The organism is Desulfovibrio sp. (assembly GCA_016208105.1).
In the GTDB taxonomy this organism is placed as follows: Bacteria; Desulfobacterota; Desulfovibrionia; order Desulfovibrionales; family Desulfovibrionaceae; genus Fundidesulfovibrio.
Window position 1 is genome coordinate 237,298 of record JACQYS010000008.1, and the last position, 21,928, is coordinate 259,225.

General features: G+C 60.6%; 17 protein-coding genes. 15 read left to right on the forward strand and 2 right to left on the reverse strand.

The features are described from left to right. The first annotated feature begins 42 nt into the window (after nucleotides 1-42). The 8 genes from HY795_03940 to HY795_03975 all read left to right on the forward strand — a co-directional run bounded on the left by HY795_03940 (nucleotide 43) and on the right by HY795_03975 (nucleotide 8,798). Nucleotides 43-327, forward strand: coding sequence for a EutN/CcmL family microcompartment protein (locus tag HY795_03940; protein ID MBI4804368.1), 285 nt, complete (start codon nucleotides 43-45; stop codon nucleotides 325-327). A 22-nt stretch (nucleotides 328-349) separates the two neighbouring features. Next, entirely contained in the window at nucleotides 350-1,765 is a 1,416-nt protein-coding gene (locus HY795_03945; protein MBI4804369.1) for an aldehyde dehydrogenase EutE, read from the forward strand. A 3-nt stretch (nucleotides 1,766-1,768) separates the two neighbouring features. After that, a complete protein-coding gene (gene eutJ / locus HY795_03950; GenBank protein ID MBI4804370.1) occupies nucleotides 1,769-2,650 on the forward strand; it encodes an ethanolamine utilization protein EutJ in 882 nt (293 codons plus the stop codon). Continuing rightward, nucleotides 2,647-3,570 carry an amidohydrolase gene (locus HY795_03955; GenBank protein MBI4804371.1) on the forward strand — a complete coding sequence of 308 codons (924 nt, stop codon included), beginning with the start codon at nucleotides 2,647-2,649 and terminating at the stop codon, nucleotides 3,568-3,570. The genes eutJ and HY795_03955 overlap by 4 nt, the downstream gene beginning before the upstream one ends. Nucleotides 3,571-3,727: 157 nt before the next feature. Then, entirely contained in the window at nucleotides 3,728-5,887 is a 2,160-nt protein-coding gene (locus tag HY795_03960) for a HAMP domain-containing protein (protein ID MBI4804372.1), read from the forward strand. A gap of 108 nt (nucleotides 5,888-5,995) precedes the next feature. Beyond that, a complete protein-coding gene (locus HY795_03965; GenBank protein MBI4804373.1) occupies nucleotides 5,996-6,769 on the forward strand; it encodes a sulfite exporter TauE/SafE family protein in 774 nt (257 codons plus the stop codon). A 140-nt stretch (nucleotides 6,770-6,909) separates the two neighbouring features. Then, nucleotides 6,910-7,818: an MBL fold metallo-hydrolase gene (locus HY795_03970; GenBank protein MBI4804374.1), complete on the forward strand. Its 909-nt coding sequence runs from the start codon at nucleotides 6,910-6,912 to the stop codon at nucleotides 7,816-7,818. A gap of 71 nt (nucleotides 7,819-7,889) precedes the next feature. Then, on the forward strand, nucleotides 7,890-8,798 hold the full coding sequence (locus HY795_03975) for an NAD(P)-dependent oxidoreductase (protein MBI4804375.1): 909 nt from the start codon (nucleotides 7,890-7,892) through the stop codon (nucleotides 8,796-8,798). Between the two features lie 5 nt (nucleotides 8,799-8,803). On the opposite strand, the gene HY795_03980 is transcribed toward HY795_03975, so the two are convergent. Continuing rightward, nucleotides 8,804-10,663, reverse strand: coding sequence for a sigma 54-interacting transcriptional regulator (locus HY795_03980; protein ID MBI4804376.1), 1,860 nt, complete (start codon nucleotides 10,661-10,663; stop codon nucleotides 8,804-8,806). 207 nt (nucleotides 10,664-10,870) lie between these two features. Here HY795_03980 and HY795_03985 point away from each other — a divergent pair, with 207 nt between their 5' ends. The 4 genes from HY795_03985 (at nucleotide 10,871) to ttdB (ending at nucleotide 14,886) form a co-directional block, all read left to right on the forward strand. Next, on the forward strand, nucleotides 10,871-12,304 hold the full coding sequence (locus HY795_03985) for an anion permease (protein ID MBI4804377.1): 1,434 nt from the start codon (nucleotides 10,871-10,873) through the stop codon (nucleotides 12,302-12,304). A 93-nt stretch (nucleotides 12,305-12,397) separates the two neighbouring features. After that, on the forward strand, nucleotides 12,398-13,327 hold the full coding sequence (gene mdh / locus HY795_03990) for a malate dehydrogenase (GenBank protein ID MBI4804378.1): 930 nt from the start codon (nucleotides 12,398-12,400) through the stop codon (nucleotides 13,325-13,327). Between the two features lie 57 nt (nucleotides 13,328-13,384). Continuing rightward, the gene (gene ttdA, locus HY795_03995; GenBank protein ID MBI4804379.1) at nucleotides 13,385-14,284 is read left to right on the forward strand and encodes a L(+)-tartrate dehydratase subunit alpha; all 900 of its coding nucleotides are present in this window, start codon (nucleotides 13,385-13,387) and stop codon (nucleotides 14,282-14,284) included. Continuing rightward, nucleotides 14,281-14,886 carry a L(+)-tartrate dehydratase subunit beta gene (gene ttdB, locus HY795_04000; GenBank protein ID MBI4804380.1) on the forward strand — a complete coding sequence of 202 codons (606 nt, stop codon included), beginning with the start codon at nucleotides 14,281-14,283 and terminating at the stop codon, nucleotides 14,884-14,886. The genes ttdA and ttdB overlap by 4 nt, the downstream gene beginning before the upstream one ends. 259 nt (nucleotides 14,887-15,145) lie before the next feature. Here the strand turns inward: ttdB and HY795_04005 are convergent, their stop codons facing one another. Then, nucleotides 15,146-16,222: an asparaginase gene (locus HY795_04005; GenBank protein MBI4804381.1), complete on the reverse strand. Its 1,077-nt coding sequence runs from the start codon at nucleotides 16,220-16,222 to the stop codon at nucleotides 15,146-15,148. A 300-nt stretch (nucleotides 16,223-16,522) separates the two neighbouring features. Here HY795_04005 and HY795_04010 point away from each other — a divergent pair, with 300 nt between their 5' ends. The 3 genes from HY795_04010 to HY795_04020 all read left to right on the forward strand — a co-directional run bounded on the left by HY795_04010 (nucleotide 16,523) and on the right by HY795_04020 (nucleotide 21,831). Then, on the forward strand, nucleotides 16,523-17,599 hold the full coding sequence (locus tag HY795_04010) for a tartrate dehydrogenase (GenBank protein ID MBI4804382.1): 1,077 nt from the start codon (nucleotides 16,523-16,525) through the stop codon (nucleotides 17,597-17,599). 445 nt (nucleotides 17,600-18,044) lie between these two features. Then, the gene (locus HY795_04015; protein ID MBI4804383.1) at nucleotides 18,045-20,327 is read left to right on the forward strand and encodes a S8 family serine peptidase; all 2,283 of its coding nucleotides are present in this window, start codon (nucleotides 18,045-18,047) and stop codon (nucleotides 20,325-20,327) included. Nucleotides 20,328-20,340: 13 nt separating this feature from the next. After that, nucleotides 20,341-21,831: a GNAT family N-acetyltransferase gene (locus HY795_04020; GenBank protein MBI4804384.1), complete on the forward strand. Its 1,491-nt coding sequence runs from the start codon at nucleotides 20,341-20,343 to the stop codon at nucleotides 21,829-21,831. The last annotated feature ends 97 nt before the right edge of the window (nucleotides 21,832-21,928 follow it).

A 21,928-nucleotide genomic window follows, 5' to 3' on the forward strand; every position in this document is an offset into this window, starting at 1 on the left:
GATCTTCTCGTCCGGCTGCGCCGGAAACGGTGGGAGGGGAACATGGAACTTGGCAAAGTTGTCGGACAGGTGGTGTCCACGGTGCGCGATCCGGGATTGCCGAACCTGAAGTTTCTGCTGGTGGACATAGTGGACGCCCAGGGCAACGTCACCTGCCCCGGGCAGGTGGCTGCGGACATCCTGGGAGCTGGCGAAGGAGAAATGGTGCTCATGGTCCGGGGAAGCTCCGCCAGGCTGGTCTTGCAGGCCAACACCCCGCTGGACTTAAGCGTCATCGGCATCGTGGATCAGATTACCTCCAGGGAACAGACGTTCTACAACAAGTAAGTTAAGCTAAGGGGCTTCGCCCATGCGCAATGAAGATATCGAACGGATTGTCGACGAAGTGATCAAGCAGCTCGGCCGCAGTGTGGCCGCAGCCCCGGCCGCACCAGCCCAGGGAGACTGGGGGGTGTTCGAGCGGCTCGAGGACGCTGTGTGCTGCGCCGACGAGGCCCGAAAGCACCTGGAGACCATCGCCACCAGGGAAAAGGTGGTCAGGGCCATCCGGCGCGCCGCCAGAGCCAACGCGAGGCGTCTGGCCGAAATGGCCGTGGACGAGACCGGCATGGGCAGGATCGAGGACAAGGTGAAAAAGAACCTCCTCGTGGCGCACCGCACCCCAGGCCCGGAGATACTCGCCCCGACCGCCATGACCGGCGACGCGGGCCTCACACTGGTGGAAAACGCCCCCTGGGGAGTGATCGCCTCGGTGACCCCGTCCACCAACCCCGCGGCCACGGTCATAAACAATTCCATCAGCATGCTCGCCGGCGGCAACGCAGTGGTTTTCGCGCCCCATCCCGGGGCCAAGCGCACCACCCAGGAAGCCATCCGCATCCTGAACAAGGCCGTGCACGAGGCCACGGGCATTAACAACCTGATGGTCTGCGTCAAGGAACCCACCATCGACGTGGCCAAACAGCTCTTCACCTACCCCGGAATAGACCTCCTGGTGGTTACAGGCGGCGAGGCGGTGGTGGAAGCGGCGCGAAAGACCACCAACAAGCGCCTCATAGCCGCAGGCGCGGGCAACCCTCCGGTGGTGGTTGACGAAACCGCGGACCTGGCCCGCGCGGCCCAGGGCATCTATGACGGGGCCTCTTTCGACAACAACATCATCTGCGCGGACGAGAAGGAAATCATCGCCGTGGACTCCGTGGCCGACGCCCTGAAACAGGAGCTCAAGGCCGTGGGTGCGGTGGAGATAACCAAAGATCAGACCGAGGCCGTGGCCAGGGCCGTGCTGCTCGACTACCCGGGTCCCAATGCCCGTCCCAACCCCAAATGGGTCGGCCGGGACGCAGCTGAGCTGGCAAAGGCCGGAGGATTCTCCGTGCCGGAATCCTGCCGCTTGCTCTTCGTGGACGTGGGCCGCGACGTTGACCACGTGTTCGCCCGCCTCGAACAGATGATGCCCCTTCTGCCCCTGCTTCGGGCGCGCGACATCAAGGAAGCCATCGACTGGGCCATGCTCTTGGAGCGCGACCTGCGCCACACGGCGGGCCTGTATTCCCGCAACATCGAGAACATGGACGCCATGGCCAGACGCATGAACACGAGCCTTTTCGTAAAGAACGGTCCCCACGTGGCGGGGCTGGGCGCTGGCGGCGAGGGGTGGACGTCCATGACCATCTCCACTCCCACCGGCGAGGGCGTGACCAACGCCCGGACCTTCGTGCGGCTTCGCCGCTGCACCCTGGTGGGCAGCTTCAGGATCGTGTGAACCATGCCTATCAGTTGGGACGAGGCGCAAAAACGGCTTGAGAAGGCCGCGAGCATCCTAAACCGCGAGGAACCCGTCAGTGTCAGGGGTCCCATAAGCGTGGGAGTGGACCTTGGAACCGCAGACGTGGTGCTCATGGTCCTGGACGCATCCGGGGAACCTGTGGCCGCATTCCTGGAGTGGGCCGAAGTGGTTCGCGACGGGGTGGTGGTGGACTACATGGGGGCGGTGGACATCGTACGCGACATGGTGACCAAAGCCCGCAAGCGCACCGGCATGGAGATCACCCACGCCTCCACCTCGTTTCCGCCCGGAACGGACCGTCGCCTCTCCACCAACATACTCGAAGCCGCCTGGCTCGAGGTGGCGGCCGTGCAGGACGAACCCACCTGCGTGGCCGAGCTCTTGAGCCTCCACAATGCCGCCGTGGTGGATATCGGCGGAGGCACAACCGGAACGGCGGTCGTCCGGGATGGAAAAGTGGTTTTCAGCGCGGACGAAGCCACCGGGGGCAGGCATCTGAGTCTGGTCCTGGCCGGACATTACGGCATCTCCTTCGAAGAGGCTGAGAAGAGGAAACGCCAGGCCGCCAAGTACGACGTCTTGAACCTGGTGCGGCCGACCTTGGAACGCGTCGGGGACATCGTGGCCAGGCACATCCATGGGCACGACGTCGAACGCATCATCCTCTCCGGCGGGACCTGCTGCCTGCCGGGCGCTGCCGAGGTGCTCGCCTCCGAACTCGGACTGCCGGTCACCCTGCCGTGCGAGCCGCTCCTGCTCACACCTCTGGCCATCGCCTCGCTCTCCCAGAGCAATGCTCCCATGTCCCATGATTCTCACATCTTTCAAGGACCATACATAGGAAAGGGGTTGAGACAATGAAGGTCATTGACTTCCGCTTCAGACCAAACACGCAGCAGACCATCTCAGGCATCCAGAACAGCAAGATGTTCAAGGGGCTCTGCGAATCCATCGATTTTTCCAAGATGAAACCGCAGACCGTGGAAGAGGTGGTTGTCGACCTGGACCAGAACGGCGTCGAATGGGCGGTGATCACCGGCCGCGACTGCGAGACCACCTACGGAGCCAAGTCCAACAACGACAGCGTGATCGAGTTCGTCAAGAAATTCCCGCGTAAGTTCTTCGGCTTCGTGGGGCTCGACCCGCACAAGGGCATGCAGGCCGTGTACGAGCTGCGCGCGGCGATTAACGACCTGGGCCTGCACGGAGCCGCCGTGGACCCTTACCTTGCCCAGATCTACGCCAACGACGCCAAATACTACCCCATCTACGCCAAGTGCTGCGAACTGGACGTGCCGTTGGTGTTCACCACCGGTCCGGCTACGCTCGTTCCCGGCGCCATAATCGACCACGTGGCACCGCGCTACATCGACTTCGTGGCCCGGGATTTCCCGGATCTTAAAATCATCATCAGCCACGGCGGGTACCCCTGGGTGAACGAGGCCATCATCGTGGCCCAGCGTAACCGCAACGTGTACATCGAGCTTTCGGAATACGAGTTCTCCCCCATGTCCGAAGCATACGTGCAGGCCGCCAACACCATGATCGCGGACAAGATCCTCTACGCAAGCGCGCACCCCTTCGTGGACTTCAGGGAAGCGCTCAAGACCTACGCGCAGCTGCCGTTCAAGCCCGATGTTCGCCGCAAGATCATGTACGACAACGCGGCCAAGCTCCTGGGGATCAAGTCCGAAGCCCCGGCGGTAATACAAGGGGACGGCGGCAACCGCGACGCCGTGGCCGAAATTGTCCGCGAGGTATTGGCTCGTTTGAAGGCCTGAACTCCAGACGTTCCTGGAAGTAGCTGATTTGCTCCATTAACCGCATCCCGGAGGGAGAGCCGGCCTCGTTGCGGCTTTCTCTCCCCAACGGACGATTGCCTGCAATAGGCGTGGCCCCATGTGGCCTTGGCATGTTTTTCGGGAGGAGGTTTTCCCAATGTTCAAGGACATGAAGCTCGGGGTGAAACTCGGTCTGGGTTTCGGAATCTTGGTACTGCTAACCTGCGCGCTCGGCCTTTTGGCCATCGCGAAGATGCACTCCGCCCAGGAGGGCGGAGAGGACATGGCCCTGGCGCATATTCCCGAGGTGGTCATCGCCAACGGATTGGAGCGCTCGGTGCAGATGGCCATGCTTTCCATGCGCGGCTATTCCTTATCCTACAAGCCCGCATACTGGGAGGAAAGCCAGAAGTGGCTCGCCCAGGCGCGAGAATTTCTGGAACAAGCCCAGGCTCACCTGCAAAAATATCCCGCAGCCGCCCAGATCAAGGAAGGCGAGTCCAGGGCGACGGCTGAGGTGGATCGTTACGCTAAAGCTGCGCAGGAAACCAAGGCTATTGTCGACCTGATGGTCAAGGAACGGGGCTTCATGGACAGAGCCTCCGAAGAATTCAATGCCAACACCTCAAAATACCTTGAGAACAGAAAAAAATGGCTCCTCTCGCTGATTGATGCCAACAAGTCCGGAATGTTTCTGAAAGAGGGCCTGGAAGACGTTTTCGCCATGAACAAGATTGACGACCTCGGCTCCCAGATCCTGCTCAAGACCTTCAAGGCCCAGGCCCTGTTCGATGTGAAGCAGGTGGAAGGAGTGAAGGGCCAGTTGAAAGAGCTTGGTGAACTTCTCGACAAGCTCAAGGCGCGCACCAGCGACATGGGCGCCATGATGGCCCTGGAAGGCCTGAGCGCGAGCGCCGAGGCCTACGAAGCGACCATCGGGGACTATCTCAAGGCCTTGCAGCGCCTGGAAGAGGCGAATCGGGCCCTGGACGCCACAGGTGGCAACGTGGTGGCGGTCGCCAGGGAAATCGCCGACGCCGGAATGAAGCAGGCCCAGTTGATCGCGGACCGGTCCGCGAAAGACCTGGGAGCCGCCATGTACGGGCTCATGGGCGGTCTTGGCGTCGCAGTGGCTCTGGGTCTGGGGGTTGCCGTGTATCTGACCAGGAGCATCACCGCGCCCATGACCAAGGGAGCGGCCTTTGCTTCCGCCGTGGCCTCGGGAGACCTGGACCAGACGCTGGACCTGGACCAGAACGATGAAGTGGGCGTGCTGGCCAAGGCCATGACGCTTATGGTCGCCACCTTGAAGCTCAAGATCGCCGAAGCCACCAAGCAGGAGGTCCAGGCCAGGGAAGCGGCCACAGAGGCCAAATCGGCCATGGAGCAGGCCCAGCTCAAGGAGCAGGAGGTCAGCGAGCTGCTCGCCAGGATGAACGCGCTGGCGGACCAGGCCCAGTCGATCTCGGAGAGGATGTCCTCGGCCACGGAGCAACTTTCCGCACAGACTCAGGAAATATCCTCGGGAGCGCAGTCGCAAAGCCAGCGCATCGCCGTAACAGCCACAGCCATGGAACAGATGACCGCCACGGTCCTGGACGTGGCTCAAAACGCCTCAGAAGCCTCGTCCAACGCCGATCAGGCCCTTCACAAGGCCACCCACGGCGCAACCGTGGTTGGCCAGGCCGTCACCGGCATCGGCGGCGTGCATTCCATCACCCAGGATCTCCAGCACAACATGGAAGATCTGGGTCACAAGGCCGAGGCCATCGGCACTGTGCTGAACGTCATCTCCGACATTGCGGACCAGACCAACCTGCTGGCGCTCAACGCTGCCATCGAAGCAGCCAGAGCGGGAGAGGCGGGACGTGGATTCGCGGTGGTGGCGGACGAAGTGCGCAAGCTTGCTGAGAAGACCATGGGCGCCACCAGGGAAGTCGGCGACAGCATCCAGGCCATCCAGAACGCTGCGCGCCTAAGCGTGGTGAAGATGCAGAACGCGGCTTCGGAAGTGGAAAAAGTCACCGGCCTGGCCCAGCAGTCAGGCACCGTGCTCTCCGAAATACTGGGGCTTACCGAGACCAACGCCAAGCGTGTGGAAGGCATCGCGGCCGCGGCCGAGGAGCAATCGGCCTCAACCGGAGAAATCAACCGGGCCATCGAGCATATCAACCGCATCGTGAGCGAAACCGCCGAGGGGATCAACCAATCGGCCAAGGCCATCGAGGATCTGACCGTGATGTCTTCCGAGTTGAACGAGCTCATCGCGCACCTCAAATTCGCGGATGAGACGCAAGGTCCGAAAATGCTTTTGTAACACTGTCGATAGACTCCCGGCCCGCATGCCGCGCCAGACACGGGCCGGGACAACGACATATGGCAACCAAGAACGCATCCCCCGTGGGACGCGGGGGTACGCACAAGAATGATTTCCTTGGCCGTAATAGCCTTTTTCGTGGGCATGCTCATCGGCACCGTGGGGATCGGTGGGATTCTTCTCATACCGGCCATCAGCGCCTTCACGGGCATGGGCACCCGCGAGGCCATGGCCACGGCCCTGTTCAGCTTCATCTTCACCGCGGTGATAGGCACCTACCTCTTCGAACGCCGCAAAAGCATCGACTGGATGATCTCAGTGCCCATCTGCCTTGGGGCCCTTCTTTTCGGCTATCTGGGGGCCCTGGTGAACTCCATGGTCAACACGCTCTGGCTCAATGTCGCCCTCTCTTTGGTCATCATTTTCGCCGGCGCCTATGTTCTCATCCCCAGTCTGGGGACCAGACAATTTGAATTCGACAAGCGCTCCGCGGCCCACCTGGCCCTTTTGACCGGAATCGGAGGCGTGGTCGGCTTCGTCTCGGGCCTCACCGGGGTTGGCGGCCCAGTTCTGTCCGTACCCATCATGGTGGTCCTGGGATTTCCTCCGCTAACGGCCATCGCCACTGGCCAGGTGATCCAGGTTGCCGCGGCCAGCTCCGGCACGGTGGGCAACCTGATTCACGGATTCATCGACTTCAGGGCGGCTTCCTGGCTTTCCGTGGTCCAACTTGGCGGCTTGATACTCGGGGTGCGCTTCGCGCATTCCTTCAAGACCAACCAGCTGCGCAGGCTCGTGGCCATCGTCTGCCTGCTGGTGGGAGGGTTTCTTTTCGTCCGCTGCGCAGCAGGTATGCTGGCCGCATTCGGCCTTCACCTGTAGCCTCGCTGTTAATCAAACGCGGCCCTCCCATTTTTAAGAAGAACTTGACGAAAGCCCGCCTCTTGCGCTCCCATACATAGGTCTTTTTCACTGACACCACTTTTGGAATCGATCCAGGCTTTACGCCACGGGAGGTTGCCATGAACAGTCTGAAACACGCCTTACTGCTCTGTTCGCTTCTCGTCCTTTCGTGCCTTGGTCCAAGCGGAGCGGCCGCCAAGGAAGAGCTGATGGGAAAGACCTCGGTGGGCGACCTTACGGTCTTCATTCTCTCGGACGGATACCGCGACCTGGACGCCAAGCTCTTCCTGGCCACGGATCCCTCGCAGCAGGCAGCGGTGAAAGAAATCTATCCTCAGGGCAAGACACGCAATTCGCTCAACACCTTTCTCATGAAGTCCGCTGGGAAGCTTATTCTGGTGGATACCGGCGGTGGGGCGCTTTTGGGGCCTGACGCGGGAGGACTTCCCAAAGCCCTGGCCGCGGCCGGTTTTTCCCCGGGGGACATTACCGACGTGCTCCTGACCCACAACCATCGCGACCACATCGGCGGTCTGGCCCTGGACGGCAAGGCCGCTTTTGCCAACGCCACAGTCCATCTGTCCAAGGCCGAGCACGATTTCTGGATGAACCCCGCCAACGAGGCCACTGTCGCGGAGCGGGCCCGGACAACCTTCGTGGCCACCCGTGAGATGCTGGCCCTGTATCCGGGCAAGGTCCGTACCTTCGAGCCCGGGCAGGAGCAATTCCCCGGAGTAAAGACCCTCGCCGCCTACGGGCACACACCCGGACACATCGCCGTGCTGGTGAGTTCGAAAGGCGACAATCTGCTCATCTTTGGCGACCTGCTGCACGGCATTGACCTGCAACTCGCTCGCCCGGACATCGCCATAGCCTTCGACTCAGACCCTGCCGCCGCCGTCGCGTCCAGGAAAACCCTGCTCAGCCGGGCCGCAACCGAGAAATGGAGCGTGACCGGTGTTCACGTTCCAGGGCCGGATACGTACCGCATCCAGGCGAAAGGGGACGGCTTCGCCTTTGTTCGTTAAAATTCGTTGGTGAGTATAATCTTCCAGGGCCATACGGCCTGAAACAGATCAGACAAGGCAGACCAAGCAGCATGACGACGAAAGGACAAGAAGCGGCCACGCCTTCCTCAACACGCATCGGTTGGATCGGCACCGGGATAATGGGGCTTTCCATGTGCGGCCATCTCATGGACGCCGGATATGCGCTCACGGTTTTCAATCGCAGCAAGGACAAGGCCCTGCCGCTTCTGGAAAAGGGCGCCGTGTGGGCTGAAACTCCCCGGGAAGCGGCGCGCTCTTCAGACGTTGTTTTCACCATGGTGGGCTACCCCAAGGACGTGCGCGAAGTGTACTTCGGGGAAAACGGTGTGCTGGCCGGGGCCAAGCCCGGTGCGACCCTGGTGGACATGACCACCAACAGCCCGAGCCTGGCCGAGGAGATTGCGGCCGCGGCAAGCAACGCCGGATTGTTCGTCCTGGACGCCCCGGTTTCCGGTGGCGACATCGGAGCGAGAAACGCCACCTTGTCCATCATGGTGGGAGGTGACGAGAAGGTGTTCAAAGCCGTTCGCCCCCTGTTTGAAGTGATGGGCAAGACCATCGTGCTCCAAGGCCCTGCCGGCTGCGGCCAGCACGCCAAGATGTGCAACCAGATCGTCATCGCCGGGCACATGATAGGGGTGTGCGAGAGTCTGCTCTACTCGGTGCGGGCGGGACTTGCTCCGGAAAAGGTTCTGGAGTCCATTTCCACCGGAGCCGCGGCCTGCCCCGCCCTGACAGGATTGTGGCCGAGGATCCTTAAGAATGATTTCGCGCCCGGCTTCTTCATCGACCACTTCATCAAGGACATGGGCATCGCCCTGGAGGAATCGAAAAGAATGGGACTTCAGCTCAAGGGTCTGGCTCTGGTGGCCGACGTCTACCGAGAAGCCCAGGCCATGGGGTTCGGGCAAAACGGCACCCAGGCCCTGTACCTGGCCCTACAGAAGCTGGCCGCGTAATTCGGTCAGACCGGTCCCAACCTGCGCATCCTGCGCCACAAGGTGGAGCGGCTGACTCCAAGCAGTTTGGCCGCCTCGCCGACCCTGCCCCGGGTCTCGGCCAGGGCTTGTCCGATCTGCTCCCCTTCGTTCGGCATGGAGCAGAGCACGGGCGAAACCGGAGAGTCCTCCAGAAGCTGGCGGATCAGGCTGCCGGAAATCTCTCCTTCCTTCAGCATGGCCGCCACCCGGGCCATGACGTTCTGCAGCTCACGGACGTTGCCAGGCCAGGCGTGGCGTTTGAGCTCCTGCAAAGCGGCTGCGGAAAGAACATGCCCCTGCCCCCGGGTTTGCGCCATGGCCAGAAAGTGTTCGGCCAGGATGGGAATGTCCTGTAGACGCTGGCGCAGGGGAGGCAGTTTGAGGCGTAGGACGTTCAAACGGTAGTAGAGGTCGCTGCGGAACGCCCCCGAGTGAACGAGTTCCGTAAGGCTCCTGTTCGTTGCAGCCACCACCCTCACATCCACGGGTATCACCTGGTCGCTGCCTAGGCGCATGACTTTCTTCTCCTGAAGCACTCGTAAGAGTTTGCCTTGAATCCCGGCATCCATCTCAGCGATTTCGTCCAAAAAGATCGTCCCACCGTGGGCCAGCTCGAACAGACCCGGCTTTCCCTTCTGGCTGGCGCCGGTGAACGCACCCTGAACATAGCCGAAGAGCTCGCTCTCCAGGAGCTGCCCGGGCAAGGCCGCACAGTTCACTGCCACGAACGGTCCAGCGGAGCGGTCGCTTGCGTTGTGGATGCTCTGGGCGAAAAGCTCCTTGCCCGTTCCAGTCTCTCCCCGTACGAGCACCGTGGCGTCGTATTGGGCGAAGTCGATACCCATGGAGATTGCTTGGCGCAAAATCTCGCTGGTGCCCAAAATATCCTTGAAACGCACCGTGGCCACGTGGCCGGAAGCCAGGATGCTTTTTCTTACGGTAGCTTCCATCTTTTGAATCTGGCGCACGTCGTGGAAGGTGGCCACCGCGCCAACCGTCACACCGCGCACGGTGATGGCTGCCTTGTTGCACATTATTTCTTGGTCGAAGACACGTTCTATCTGTCCGGCATCCCCTTTCCCGGTGTCGAGCACCTTGTCCAGCCCGAGCCTTGGCCAAACATCGGCGATGGGGCGGCCCAGTGCGTCGGCCTCGGTCAGGCGCAGCATGCGCCCTGCCATAGGGTTGAACACCGTAACCGTCCCGTCCCGGTCTACAGCCACGATTCCGTTATCCGTGGAGGTGAGCACCGCGCGCATGAGCGAGCTTTTGGTTTTTTCCACAGCCCGCGCATGAGCGATGCGCCTGGCTTCCTCAACTGCGGAAAGAATGCTTCTGGGGCCGGTCTCGACCGGCTGACAGGGAACACCGAGCTCTTTGGCAACCTGGGCCATGATGAATCCGCCGACCACAATCGCGGCACCCTCGTCCCTTGCCTTTATGATCTGCGGGCCGATATCCTCCTCGCGGAATAATTCGTAAACCCCAATATCCACTCCGAACATGCGCCCCATCTCTTTGACCCCGCCGGTCATGTAGGGAAAGGCCACCACCGCTATCCGGTCGGTTTTGTGGGTGGCCTCATAGAGAGCTTTGATGAGGTCCATACCGCCTGAGGAAATGTCCACCACCGATATGTCCGGCAGAGCCCCCTCGATGATCTTGGCCGTGGCCCCTCGGGAGATGACCACCTCCACCCCGTCTGCTGCCAGCTTGCGGACCACTCCGACCGCTTCGCCCATAAGCCCTTTGGCCAAGCGAACATCCGGATGATGGACTTTCAGAACGTCCCTCGCTTGTTCAAGCATCTTGGTGTGGAGCGCAACAAAAGCGATGGTGGACATATTCTCCCCGGCATGACGAAACGCTTTGAAACAATTTGTGACTAACTGAAACACTAGCGTTTCACAACTCACAGACTTGCAGCATAACACCATGATTTACAACAACAAACTCGTTGGAACACATTCTGCTATTGTTTTGGCATAGAAGCCGTGTCCCATTCTAACGTATCGGTATGAAACCGGAAGCGAAACGCCAAGGAGCCAGACATGAAACTCGACTGGAAAGCAGCTGTTCCCCTGGTAGTTGGAGGGCTCATACTGCTCATCCCAACGCCGCAAGGCCTCGAACCCTCTGCCTGGCAGTATTTCGCCCTGTTCGTCGGCCTGATTACCGCCTTGATCCTTGAACCGCTTCCGGCAGCCGCCATCGGCCTTATAGGTGTAACGCTGGCTGCGGCTCTGCGCCTGGTTCCCGCAAAAATCGGCGTCCCCCCCAGCACCTCGGAATCGCTGAGATGGGCCTTGTCCGGCTTCTCCAACGGTACTGTCTGGCTCATCTTCGTGGCCTTCATGTTCTCCATGGGGTATGAAAAAACCGGACTCGGCAAACGTTTGTCACTGGTGCTTATCAAGCACCTGGGCAAGAGCACGCTTGGCCTCGGCTACGCCGTGGCCCTGGCCGACCTGGCTCTGGCCCCCTTCACCCCGTCCAACACGGCCAGAAGCGGCGGCACAATCTTTCCCATCATCAAGAACATCCCGCCCCTTTACGGCTGCACCCCGGATAACGAACCCCGCAAGATAGGCGGCTACCTGATGTGGGTGGCCATGGCCACCACATGTGTCACCAGCACCATGTTCCTCACGGCGCTGGCGCCCAACCTCCTGGCCCTGGACCTTCTGCAGAAGACCACCAAGCTCACCTTCTCCTGGACGGAATGGTTCGTGGCACTGGCCCCGGCAACCATCATTCTCTTCCTGGCCGTGCCTTTCCTTACCTACATCATCTACCCGCCCACCCTGAAGAAAAGCGAAGACGCACCCAAGTGGGCGGGCGATGAACTGACCAAAATGGGCCCTCTGTCCCGACAAGAGCTGACCATGGCCGGCCTGGCCGTATTCGCCCTGGTGCTCTGGATATTCGGCGGCAAGATGTTCGACGCCACCACAGTGGCCCTTATGGCGCTTTGTTTGATGGTAATAACCGGGGTGATCACCTGGCAGGATGTGACCAGCCACAAGACCGCCTGGAACGTGCTGGCATGGTTCGCCACGCTGGTGGCCATGGCCGACGGCCTGGGCAAGGTCGGGTTCTTGACCTGGTTCGCCAAATCGGCTGCGGCGTCCATGGCGGGATTCTCCATCAGCGCCCTGATTATCTGCCTGGTGGCCATGTTTTATCTGGTCCACTACATGTTCGCGAGCCTCACCGCCCACACCACGGCTCTCTTGCCCGTGATCCTGGCCACGGCAATGGCCGTGCCCGACATCCCCATGAAGACCGTGTCCATCCTGCTCTGCGGCACCCTCGGGCTCATGGGCATCCTAACGCCGTATGCCACCGGCCCGAGTCCCGTTTATTACGGATCCGGCTACATCAGCCGCAAGGAATTCTGGACCCTGGGGTTCATCTTCGGAATGATCTACCTCGTGGTCTACCTGGGTGTGGGCTTCCCCTACCTCATGATGCTCAAACCATAGGAATCCTCTCTTCCGGGCTGGACGATCCGTGGGAGTCTTCCACGGATCGCCAGCCAGGCGCGCACAAGAAATGTCATTATAAAGGACATTCCCATGAGCAAGATTACAGTGTTCGGCGCGGGCAATGTGGGCGGTGCCGTCACCAGGCGCCTCATAGAACGGAAGCTCTGCAAGAAGGTCGTGCTGGTGGACAGGGACCCGGGCAAGGCGGAGGGCATTGCCCTGGACATTCTTGAGGCCAGCCCAGTCGACCTTTTGGAGCCTGTCTGCGTCTCGGGGGACGACCTGGAGCAGACCAGAAACTCCGAGATCGTGGTCATCACCGCCGGGGCCACCCGCAAGGAGGGCATGACCCGCGACGACCTGCTGAAGATAAACGCGGGTATCGTGCACGAGTGCGTGTCCAAGGCCGCCCTGTACAGCCCCTACGCCTTCTACATCATCGTGAGTAACCCGCTCAACGTCATGTGCCACGTGGCCATGCGCGCGGGCCAGATTCCGCGTACCCGCATCAGCGGCATGGCCGGAATCCTGGATGCCTGCCGATTCCAGTACTTCATCTCCAAGGAGCTTGGCGTCTCGGTGGAGAACGTACAGGCCATGGTGCTCGGCGAGCACGGCGAAGGCATGGTGCCCGTGCCGCGCTATTCCACTGTGGCCGGCATCCCGGTCACGGAGATGATGCCCCCCGAAAAGCTCGAGGAGCTCATCGCACGCACCCGCGACGGCGGGGCGGAGATCATCCGCCTCATGCACACCAGCGCGTTCTACGCCCCTGCCTCGGCCGTTATCCAGATGGTTGCCGCAGTCATCATGGACAAGAAGAAGATTCTGCCCTGCACCGCCTACCTTACCGGCGAATACGGCATCACGAACACCTTCGTGGGTGTGCCTGTGAAGCTTGGTGCCAACGGGGTGGAGGAGATCAAGGAAATCGAACTGACCGACAGCGAACGTGCCGCCCTGGTCAGTAGCGCTGAAAAAATCAAGCAACAACTCGCCGTCATAGGCGAGGCCTGCTGAACGCGGGTCAACCGAACGTGCCGCTTTACGGCATGCTGAAACGCAAGGAGCTTGCGCATGGACAAGCAGGAAGCGATACGGTCCTTGACCGATATCATGGCCAGGTTCACCGGCTACATGGGGAAGCGCCTTCCCCAGGACGTGCTGGACAAGCTGGCTGAACTCAGGGAGCGCGAGACGTCGACCCTCTCCAGGGTGGTCTACGACTCCATGTTCGAAAACCTGGAGTCAGCGGACCGCCTCGACCGGCCCTGCTGCCAGGACACAGGCGTCATACAGTTCTTCGTTCGGGCCGGGTCAGCCTTCCCGCTCTTAGGGGAACTCAAGGCCATTCTCGGAGACGCGGTCCGGGAAGCCACCCGCAACGCCCCCCTTCGCCACAATGCAGTGGAAACATTCATTGAAAAGAACACCGGCGACAATACAGGCTCGCGTATCCCCTGGGTCGAATGGGACATCGCTCCCGGTGAAGACTCGGCCACCATCGAGGTCTACATGGCCGGCGGCGGGTGCAGCCTTCCCGGAGCGGCCAAGGTGCTCATGCCTTCGGCCGGCTACGAGGGAGTGGTCCAGTTCGTGTTCGACGTCATAACGTCTTATGGGGTGAACGCCTGCCCGCCCCTGCTGGTCGGCGTGGGCATATCCACATCGGTCGAAACAGCGGCCATGCTCTCCAAGCGGGCCATCCTGCGCCCCATCGGCACTCGCCACCCCGATCCAAGGGCAGCGGAAATGGAAAAACTGCTGGAGAAGGGTTTGAACGACGTAGGCATCGGACCTCAGGGGCTCTCCGGCGCATCTACAGTGCTCGGGGTGCACATCGAATCCTCGGCCCGGCATCCGTCCACCATCGGCGTGGGCGTGTCCGTGGGCTGCTGGGCCCACAGGAGGGGCACCATCCGCATCAATGCGGACCTGTCCTACGAAATTCTCTCGCACAAGGGGGCTACGCTGTGAAAAAGGTCCTAACCACTCCCATCAAGAGCGAGGACATCGAGTCCCTGAATGTGGGCGACGTTGTGTTCTTAAACGGCCTTCTGGTCACCTGCCGCGACGTGGGGCATCGCAGGTTGATCGAACTTAAACGCGAACTTCCTGTCGACCTCAAAGGACTCGCCATCTTTCATGCGGGCCCCATCGTGGTGAAAAAAGGAAACTCCTGGGAGATGATCTCCATCGGCCCAACCACCAGCATGCGCATGGAGCGTTTTGAAAACCGCTTCATCGAGGAAACCGGAGTCAAACTCATCGTGGGCAAGGGCGGCATGGGGGCAGACACTGCTGAGGCGTGCAAACGCCACAAGGCCCTCCACGCCGTGTTCCCGGGCGGCTGCGCCGTTCTGGCCGCCACCGAGGTTGAAGAGATCGAGAGGGTGGAATGGGAGGACCTGGGAATGCCCGAGGCGCTCTGGGTTTGCCGGGTGAAGGAGTTCGGTCCGCTCATCATCTCCATCGACACCAAGGGCAACAACCTGTTCGAGGCCAACAAGGCAAACTTCAACGCAAAAAAGGCTCCCATCATTGAAGAGATTGGAAGCCAGGTGCGGTTCATCAAGTAAAGCGTCGGAATCAATCCCGCGAGCCGGTGAAATGCTCGCTCCATGGCGGACGGCTTCAGGAGTGCCCGTGACGGACCAGACCTTTGAGGGACATTCGCCCCGCCCAGCCGGGGTCCCTGCTAAGACCAAAAGGTTCCGGTCCTTTTTTGGTATCATGCACGCCCCCCCGACGACCGCCCCCCGGCTGCAGCGTCCTGCGCTGCCATTCCTGCCGGGGGGCGTCGTTCTCTTTTGTCCGGGGAGCTTTCTAAGGCCGGGTCTACTTGTCGAAGAGAGCCTGCAACTCGGCCTGCCCCTTCACGGTCTGCAGAGCCAGCATGGTCAAAAGCCTGGCCTTCTGGGGCGAGAGGTTGTCCGCGAAAACGGCTCCAGCCGCCTTGAGGGTATTGCCGCCGCCAATGTAGCCGTACACCGGCAGCACCCGCCCGTTTGGCACGCGGGTGGAAATGACCACCACCGTACCCTGGCTCACCACCTCTTTTACGGCTTCGTACATGGCCGGGTTCACGTTGCCCCAGCCCAGAGCAGCCACCACGATGGCCTTGGCGCCGGACGCTGCAGCCGCCTTGATCAGGCCGCCGTCAGCCCCGCCGTACGAATAGACGATGTCCACCTTGGGCAGCTCGGCCATCTTCACCGGGATGTGCTGGCGTCTCACCGGGGCCCGGTAGAAGACCACCCTGTCGTTGTCCACATTGCCCAGGAACCCGAAGTCGCCGGACTTGAAGGTTTCCACATCGGAGGTATGGGATTTGGTGACCTCGCGGGCGGCGTTTATCTGCCCGTTCATGGCCAGCATCACACCCTTGTTCTTGGCTTCGGGAGCCACGCATATCTTCGCTGCGTTCAGGAGGTTGCGGGGGCCGTCGAAGTCGCTTTCAGAGGCGTTGCGCTGAGCGCCGATGAGCACCACCGGCTTGTCGCTCTTCACGGCCAGGTCCAGAAAGTACGCCGTCTCCTCCAGAGTGTCCGTGCCATGGGAAACGATCACCCCGGCCACCTCGGGCTTGGCCAGGGCAGCGCTGACCGCCTTCTGCAACTCCACCCACCGGGGCGGGTCCATGTAGCCCGACGGCACGTTGGAGATGTTCTGCACCTGGATGGTGGCCACCTTGCCCATCTCAGGCACCGTGGCCAAAAGGTCCTCCCCGGAAATCGCCGGAACCGGAGCGTTTTTCACCGGGTCGATCTTCATGGCGATGGTGCCGCCCGTGGCGATAAGCTGAACCACCGGAAGAGGTTTTTCCTTGGCGGCAGCGAAGGCTGGGACCGCGGCCAGGATTGTCACGACTGCCAAAGCGGACAGCAAGCTCACAAGATGTCTTCTCATCAGCATCTCCTTTCGTTTCACGGATTGCTTCAAGGATATGCACACACAAGCCACATGGATTTTCATCAGCAGAAGGGACACCCCCTGCCATTCATGTCTATACAATCCCAAAAACATACGAGGAAGTCAATGTAGTACTCCGCCCAGAATCTACATAGCAACGCAATGCGGCACAATGTCTACTGGCATGGTTCGCAAATTATTACAGTCATCTGATCAATAGTGGCTTTTTGCATTTCATTTCTTAGCGGACGATGCCAATAATATGGACTAAGAACGCCTCGTAACAGAAAAATGGAGGACGAGATGAAAAAATACAAAATAGCTGTCATCCCTGGCGACGGCATTGGCAAGGAACTGACCCCCGAGGGTGTGCGCGTACTCAACGCGGCCGCCAAGGCCTGCGGCACCTTCAGCATGGATTACGAATACTTCCCATGGGGATGCGAGTACTACGTGGAGCACAAGGAGATGATGCCCGCCAACGGCCTGGATATCTTGAAGCCCTTCGACGCCATCTATTTCGGAGCGGTTGGTTATCCGGAGCTGGTCCCGGACGACGTCTCCCTTCATGGACTGCTGATCAAGATCCGCCTGGGCTTCGACCAGTACATCTGCCTGCGCCCCACCACCCTGCTTCCCGGCGTCCCCACTCCCCTCAAAGACAAAAAGCCGGGCGACATAAACTTCATCACGGTGCGTGAAAACACCGAAGGCGAATACGCGGGCGCGGGCGGGCGCATGCATCCCGGCCAGCCCATGGAACTCGCTGTTGAGACGTCGGTGTTCACCCGCACGGGCGTTGAGCGCGTCATCCGCTACGCCTTCGAGCTGGCCCGTTCACGGCCACGCAAGCTTCTCTCCCACGCCACCAAATCCAACGCCCAGAAGCATACCCTGACTTTCTGGGACCAGATTTTCGACGAAGTGGCCAAAGAGTACCCGGATGTGAAGACCGAACGCGTGCTGGTGGACGCCATGGCCGCCCGCTTCGTGCTCAAGCCGGAATCCCTGGACGTGGTGGTTGCCTCCAACCTGTTCGGGGACATCCTCACCGACATTGGCGGCGCCATCACCGGAAGCCTGGGCCTCTCCGCCAGCGGCAACATCGACCCCGAGCGCCGCTACCCCTCCATGTTCGAGCCCGTGCACGGCTCTGCCCCGGACATCTACGGCAAGGGCATAGCCAACCCCATCGCCATGGCCTGGAGCGGCGCAATGATGCTCGACTTCCTGGGCGAGAAGCGCGCCGGAGCACTGATCGAAGAGGCCATCAAGGCAGTCACGGCAGAAGGCAAGACCCTCACCCCGGATTTGGGAGGCAAGGCCACCACGACTCAGGTTGCTGACGCACTGATCGCTAAAATCCAGTCGATGGCCTAATCGCTTGATAGCGGGGCTTGCTCCTGGGAGCGGGCCCCGCAAAAGGTGAAGAGGTGAAAACGATCGCACAAGTCAGGCCACCTCACCATGGACTGAAGCCTGACAAGGCTTTCTTCTTGGCTTGGCATGCCCTGCCGACACTCCCTCCTTTCTCTTGCCGATGATCGTGGTGCTCCGCGCTTTCCCTCTTCGCCAACCAGCCAGGTTCGAGGGTTTTATCCGGCGCGACCTCTCAAGCGACGAGACCGATGCTCACGATATGTTTTGTATTCCTTAATCCCATTACGTTCTTACAATGCCGCCAGTTCCAGCAAACAGACGTTTTGCCAGGAAGACCTCCATCATTTCATTCGTCTAGTGAGGCGATTGCAGGGATTCCTTTGGAATGATAAGAAAATTGAACTCCATAGTTTCTTGCTTCTAATACCAACCAGGGCTGGTCAACATGAGCACCACGGTAAACGACCCCCTCTTTTCCTCCCAGTGGTACATTCGCAACACCGGCCAATCCGGCGGCACTCCAGGCATCGACCTGAATCTGGGCGACGTCTGGAAAGACTACACCGGAAAAGGGGTAGTGGTCGGCGTATTCGACCAGGGAATCGAATTCGACCACCCGGACCTGGCGAGAAACGTTCTGCCATCCTTAAGTATTTCCGCCCAGCCCACAGGCGACGGCCAACCAGTGCTCGCAGGCGACAACCACGGCATGAACGTAGCCGGTGAGATCGCCGCCGTGCCAAACAACTCCATCGGCCTGACCGGCATAGCACCGGACGCCAGCCTGGCATCAGTCTATCTCTATCTGGGCCCGAGCAGACCGGACATGGCGGCCAATGATGAAGCCAAGGCATTCGAGTATGCCGCCGCCCACTACGACGTGGCCAACAACAGCTGGGGCGGGGATCTCCACGAATTCACCAGCTTCACCGATGGCACCCCGGAAGCAGCGGCCGCTGGCCAGGCCCTGGCGGATGCCGCCACAAAGGGGCGGGGAGGGCTCGGCACGGTTGTGGTGTTCTCGGCTGGCAACGACCGCCTTACCGGGGCCAACACCAACAGCCAGAACTGGTCCAACTCCCCGTATACGATCGCCGTGGCCGCCATCGACCACAACGGGCGTGTTGCGTCGTACAGCACCCCGGGTTCGAGCGTCCTGGTAGGCGCGCCATCCCTGAACGTCATCTACGCCAATGTGGATACGGACCACGACGGCGTACCGGATTCGGACGAGGGGCCGGGAGACCCGGTTGCTGATGGAGGCGAGGGCGGCGACGATCCGGACGCGAATTTCAGCCAAGGCGGCGGTGGAGACGACCCACAGGAGACCCCGGCGGGAGAAAAAACCCAAGAACCCGCTGCAGAGGGCAGCCAGAACCCGGACTGGGCCAAGCCCACCGTATTACAGGAGGTGGGCCGGGTCGGCGGAATCGTCACCACGGAGCTTGTGGGAAAGGGGCTGACGGAAAAAGGCGCTCCAGGCGGCGACTACTCCTTCGACTTCAGCGGGACCTCGGCAGCGGCACCTGAGGTCTCGGCCGTGGCCGCGCTCATGCTCCAGGCCAATCCGAAGCTCGGCTACCGTGACGTGCAGGACATCCTGGCGCTCACAGCTCGAAACACCGATATATCCGCCCAGTGGACCATCAACGCCGCCACCAACTGGAACGGGGGCGGCATGCACGTCAACAACGATGTGGGCTACGGGTTGGTGGACGCCCATGCAGCCGTAAGGCTTGCCGAAACCTGGACCAGCCAAAGTACGGCGGTGAATGTTCTCAAGGTTGGAGGATCGGCTCAAGTTGGGCAAGCCATTCCTACTGGAGGCGCGGGTGTGAACTCCTCCATCGCCGTGACCAGCCCGGAGCAGGTGGAACGGGCCGAGGTTATCCTCAACATCAACCATCCCCTGGCTTCGGATCTGACCATCAGCTTGACCTCGCCGTCCGGAACCAAAAGCGTGCTGCTGACCACCCCGGAATCCGTCGACCCTGACGAAGAGGAGGCCATACGCAGGCCTTTTCCTCAGAACTATTCAATGACCTCCACCCAGTTTCTCGGGGAAAAATCCACAGGGAACTGGACCCTTTCCGTGCAGGACACGGTCAATAACGGACAGAGCGGACAACTTGGGGATTGGCAGCTTGTCCTGTGGGGCAGGGATTCCTCAACCAGTTCCCTTCCTTACGTTTTCACCAACGAATACAGCTACTACGCCGCGCAGGACCCCAAACGCACAGTGCTGAACGATCCTTCAGGTACCGCTGTAATCAACGCCTCCCCGGTCACGACCGACTCGATCATTAACCTCAACCCGGGCACCACCAGCACCATCGACAAGACCAACTTCACTATCACCCCCCAGACCACCGTGAAGGCCGCATATGCAGGCGACGGCAACGATCTGCTCCTGGGCAACGGAATTGGCGACCTCCTCTACGGGGGGCGGGGCAACGATTTGCTCTACTCGGGCCCGGGTGACAACATCCTGGATGGCGGGCCGGGGTTTAACGTGGCAATCTTTCTCGACAGCCTCTTAGACAACAACTTCGTCCGCAACGCCTCCGGCAACGTAGTGGTCACACCCGTGGGGTCCGAAACTATCCGCAACGTGAGCCTTCTGGCCTTCCAGGACATGGTGGTGCCTACGTCGTCCATCACCTTCCGGGAGGAAACCGCCCGCAGCAGCGCTCCGACTGTGCTCGGCACTTCCGGTTTGTCCGGGTAGGCAAGAAATTAGGATGCCGCACTCCCTGAAGACTAAGCTGCATGTTACAACGGACAACCGGTTTCTGCCCCTGCTTCAAGGCAGCGTTCGGGTACTGGCGGAGATTGGCGGGTTATCCGGACGCGACATCCTAGCTCTTGAGCTGGCGACGGAAGAGGCCTTCCTGAACATTCGCGAACACGCCTATCCCGACGGTACCAATGGTGGCGTCTTTCTGCATGGCGAAATTGCCGGGGGCGAACTCAGGCTTTCCTTTGGTGACGAAGGATTGCCGTTCGATCCAGCTCGGATTGATAAACCGGCGGCTGAAACCGCCCGGGAATCGGCTGCCGGCTCCGGGTTGGGACTCAAACTCATTCACCATGCGGCTGATGAGGTACACTGGATCAATCAGGGGAAACACGGGAAGGAGCTACGGCTGGTAAAGCGCTTGCCCGGCAATGGTACCGTCCAGGCCGCAGCCCCCCAGCCGGTGGAAACTCCACAGGCTCCCATGCAACGATACGCGATACGGCCGTTGCACCCTGATGACGCCTTGCAGGTCTCTCGAATGTTCTGGCTGACCTATGGATATACCTACCGTTTCGAGCAGTTCTACCAGCCCGAAGGATTGCTCGAACTGGTGCAGGAGGGGAGGCTCGTCAGCTATGTGGCTGTCGCGGAAAATGGAGAAGTGGTGGGCCATGTCGGCATGCTGCGCTCTGGCCCGGCCGCCATGGCTGAAATGGTAGCGCTGGCTGTATCGCCCCCCCATCGGGGGCGAGGGCTGCAAGCTGACTTGACCGAGGCCCTGGCCGCCAAGGCGCGGGAAATGAACCTGTTCGGACTGTCGTTCGGTGCCGTGACAAGCCACGCCATCAGTCAGCGGGAGGTGGCAAAGTTTGGCGCGCAACCCTGCGGGTTGGATTTGGCTACCATTTCTCCGTTCGGCTTTAAGGCTTTGGGTCTGGAAACCGAACCACCGCAACGCGAATCGTTCCTGCACTGCTTCAAGTATCTCGTCGCTCCCCCCCCTGCCTCTGTTCATGTCCCTACACGGCACAGGGAAATCGTCCGGCATATCTACGCGAATCTCCAACGGCCCGTAATTCCGGGGGAACCATCCCGGCGCGGCACCCAGGGGAGCTATGCGGTTTCCTTCAACAAGCAAGACAACAAGGGCATGATATTAGTCAAAGATGCCGACAGCCGACAGTGGCGAGAGATTCTGCGCGCCACTCTTGATCTGATAGATATTGCCGGAGCAGACCTGATATGCCTTGACCTTCCCTTGGCGCAGCCTGAAACCCCCCTTATTTGTGAACAAGCCGAAGAAGCGGGTTATTTCTTTGCAGGCATCTGGCCCCATGAAGCGGAGGATAGCGGTGATCTGCTGCGTTTGACACGCCTGTCCACAAAGATCGACCTAACCCGGTTGCAGTTCTTCGCCCCCTTTGCCCATGAGATCGCGAACTATGTCGGTGCGGCAATGAAGCGGGCCTGTGGTGGTTCATCCGCTCCCTAGAGGCCGGCAGAAATACTCGACTCTCCCTACCCTGCACTGTTCAAACTCGGTGTGGGACTTGGCGCGGGGCTTTCCTCCAAAAACAGCAAAACTGGAT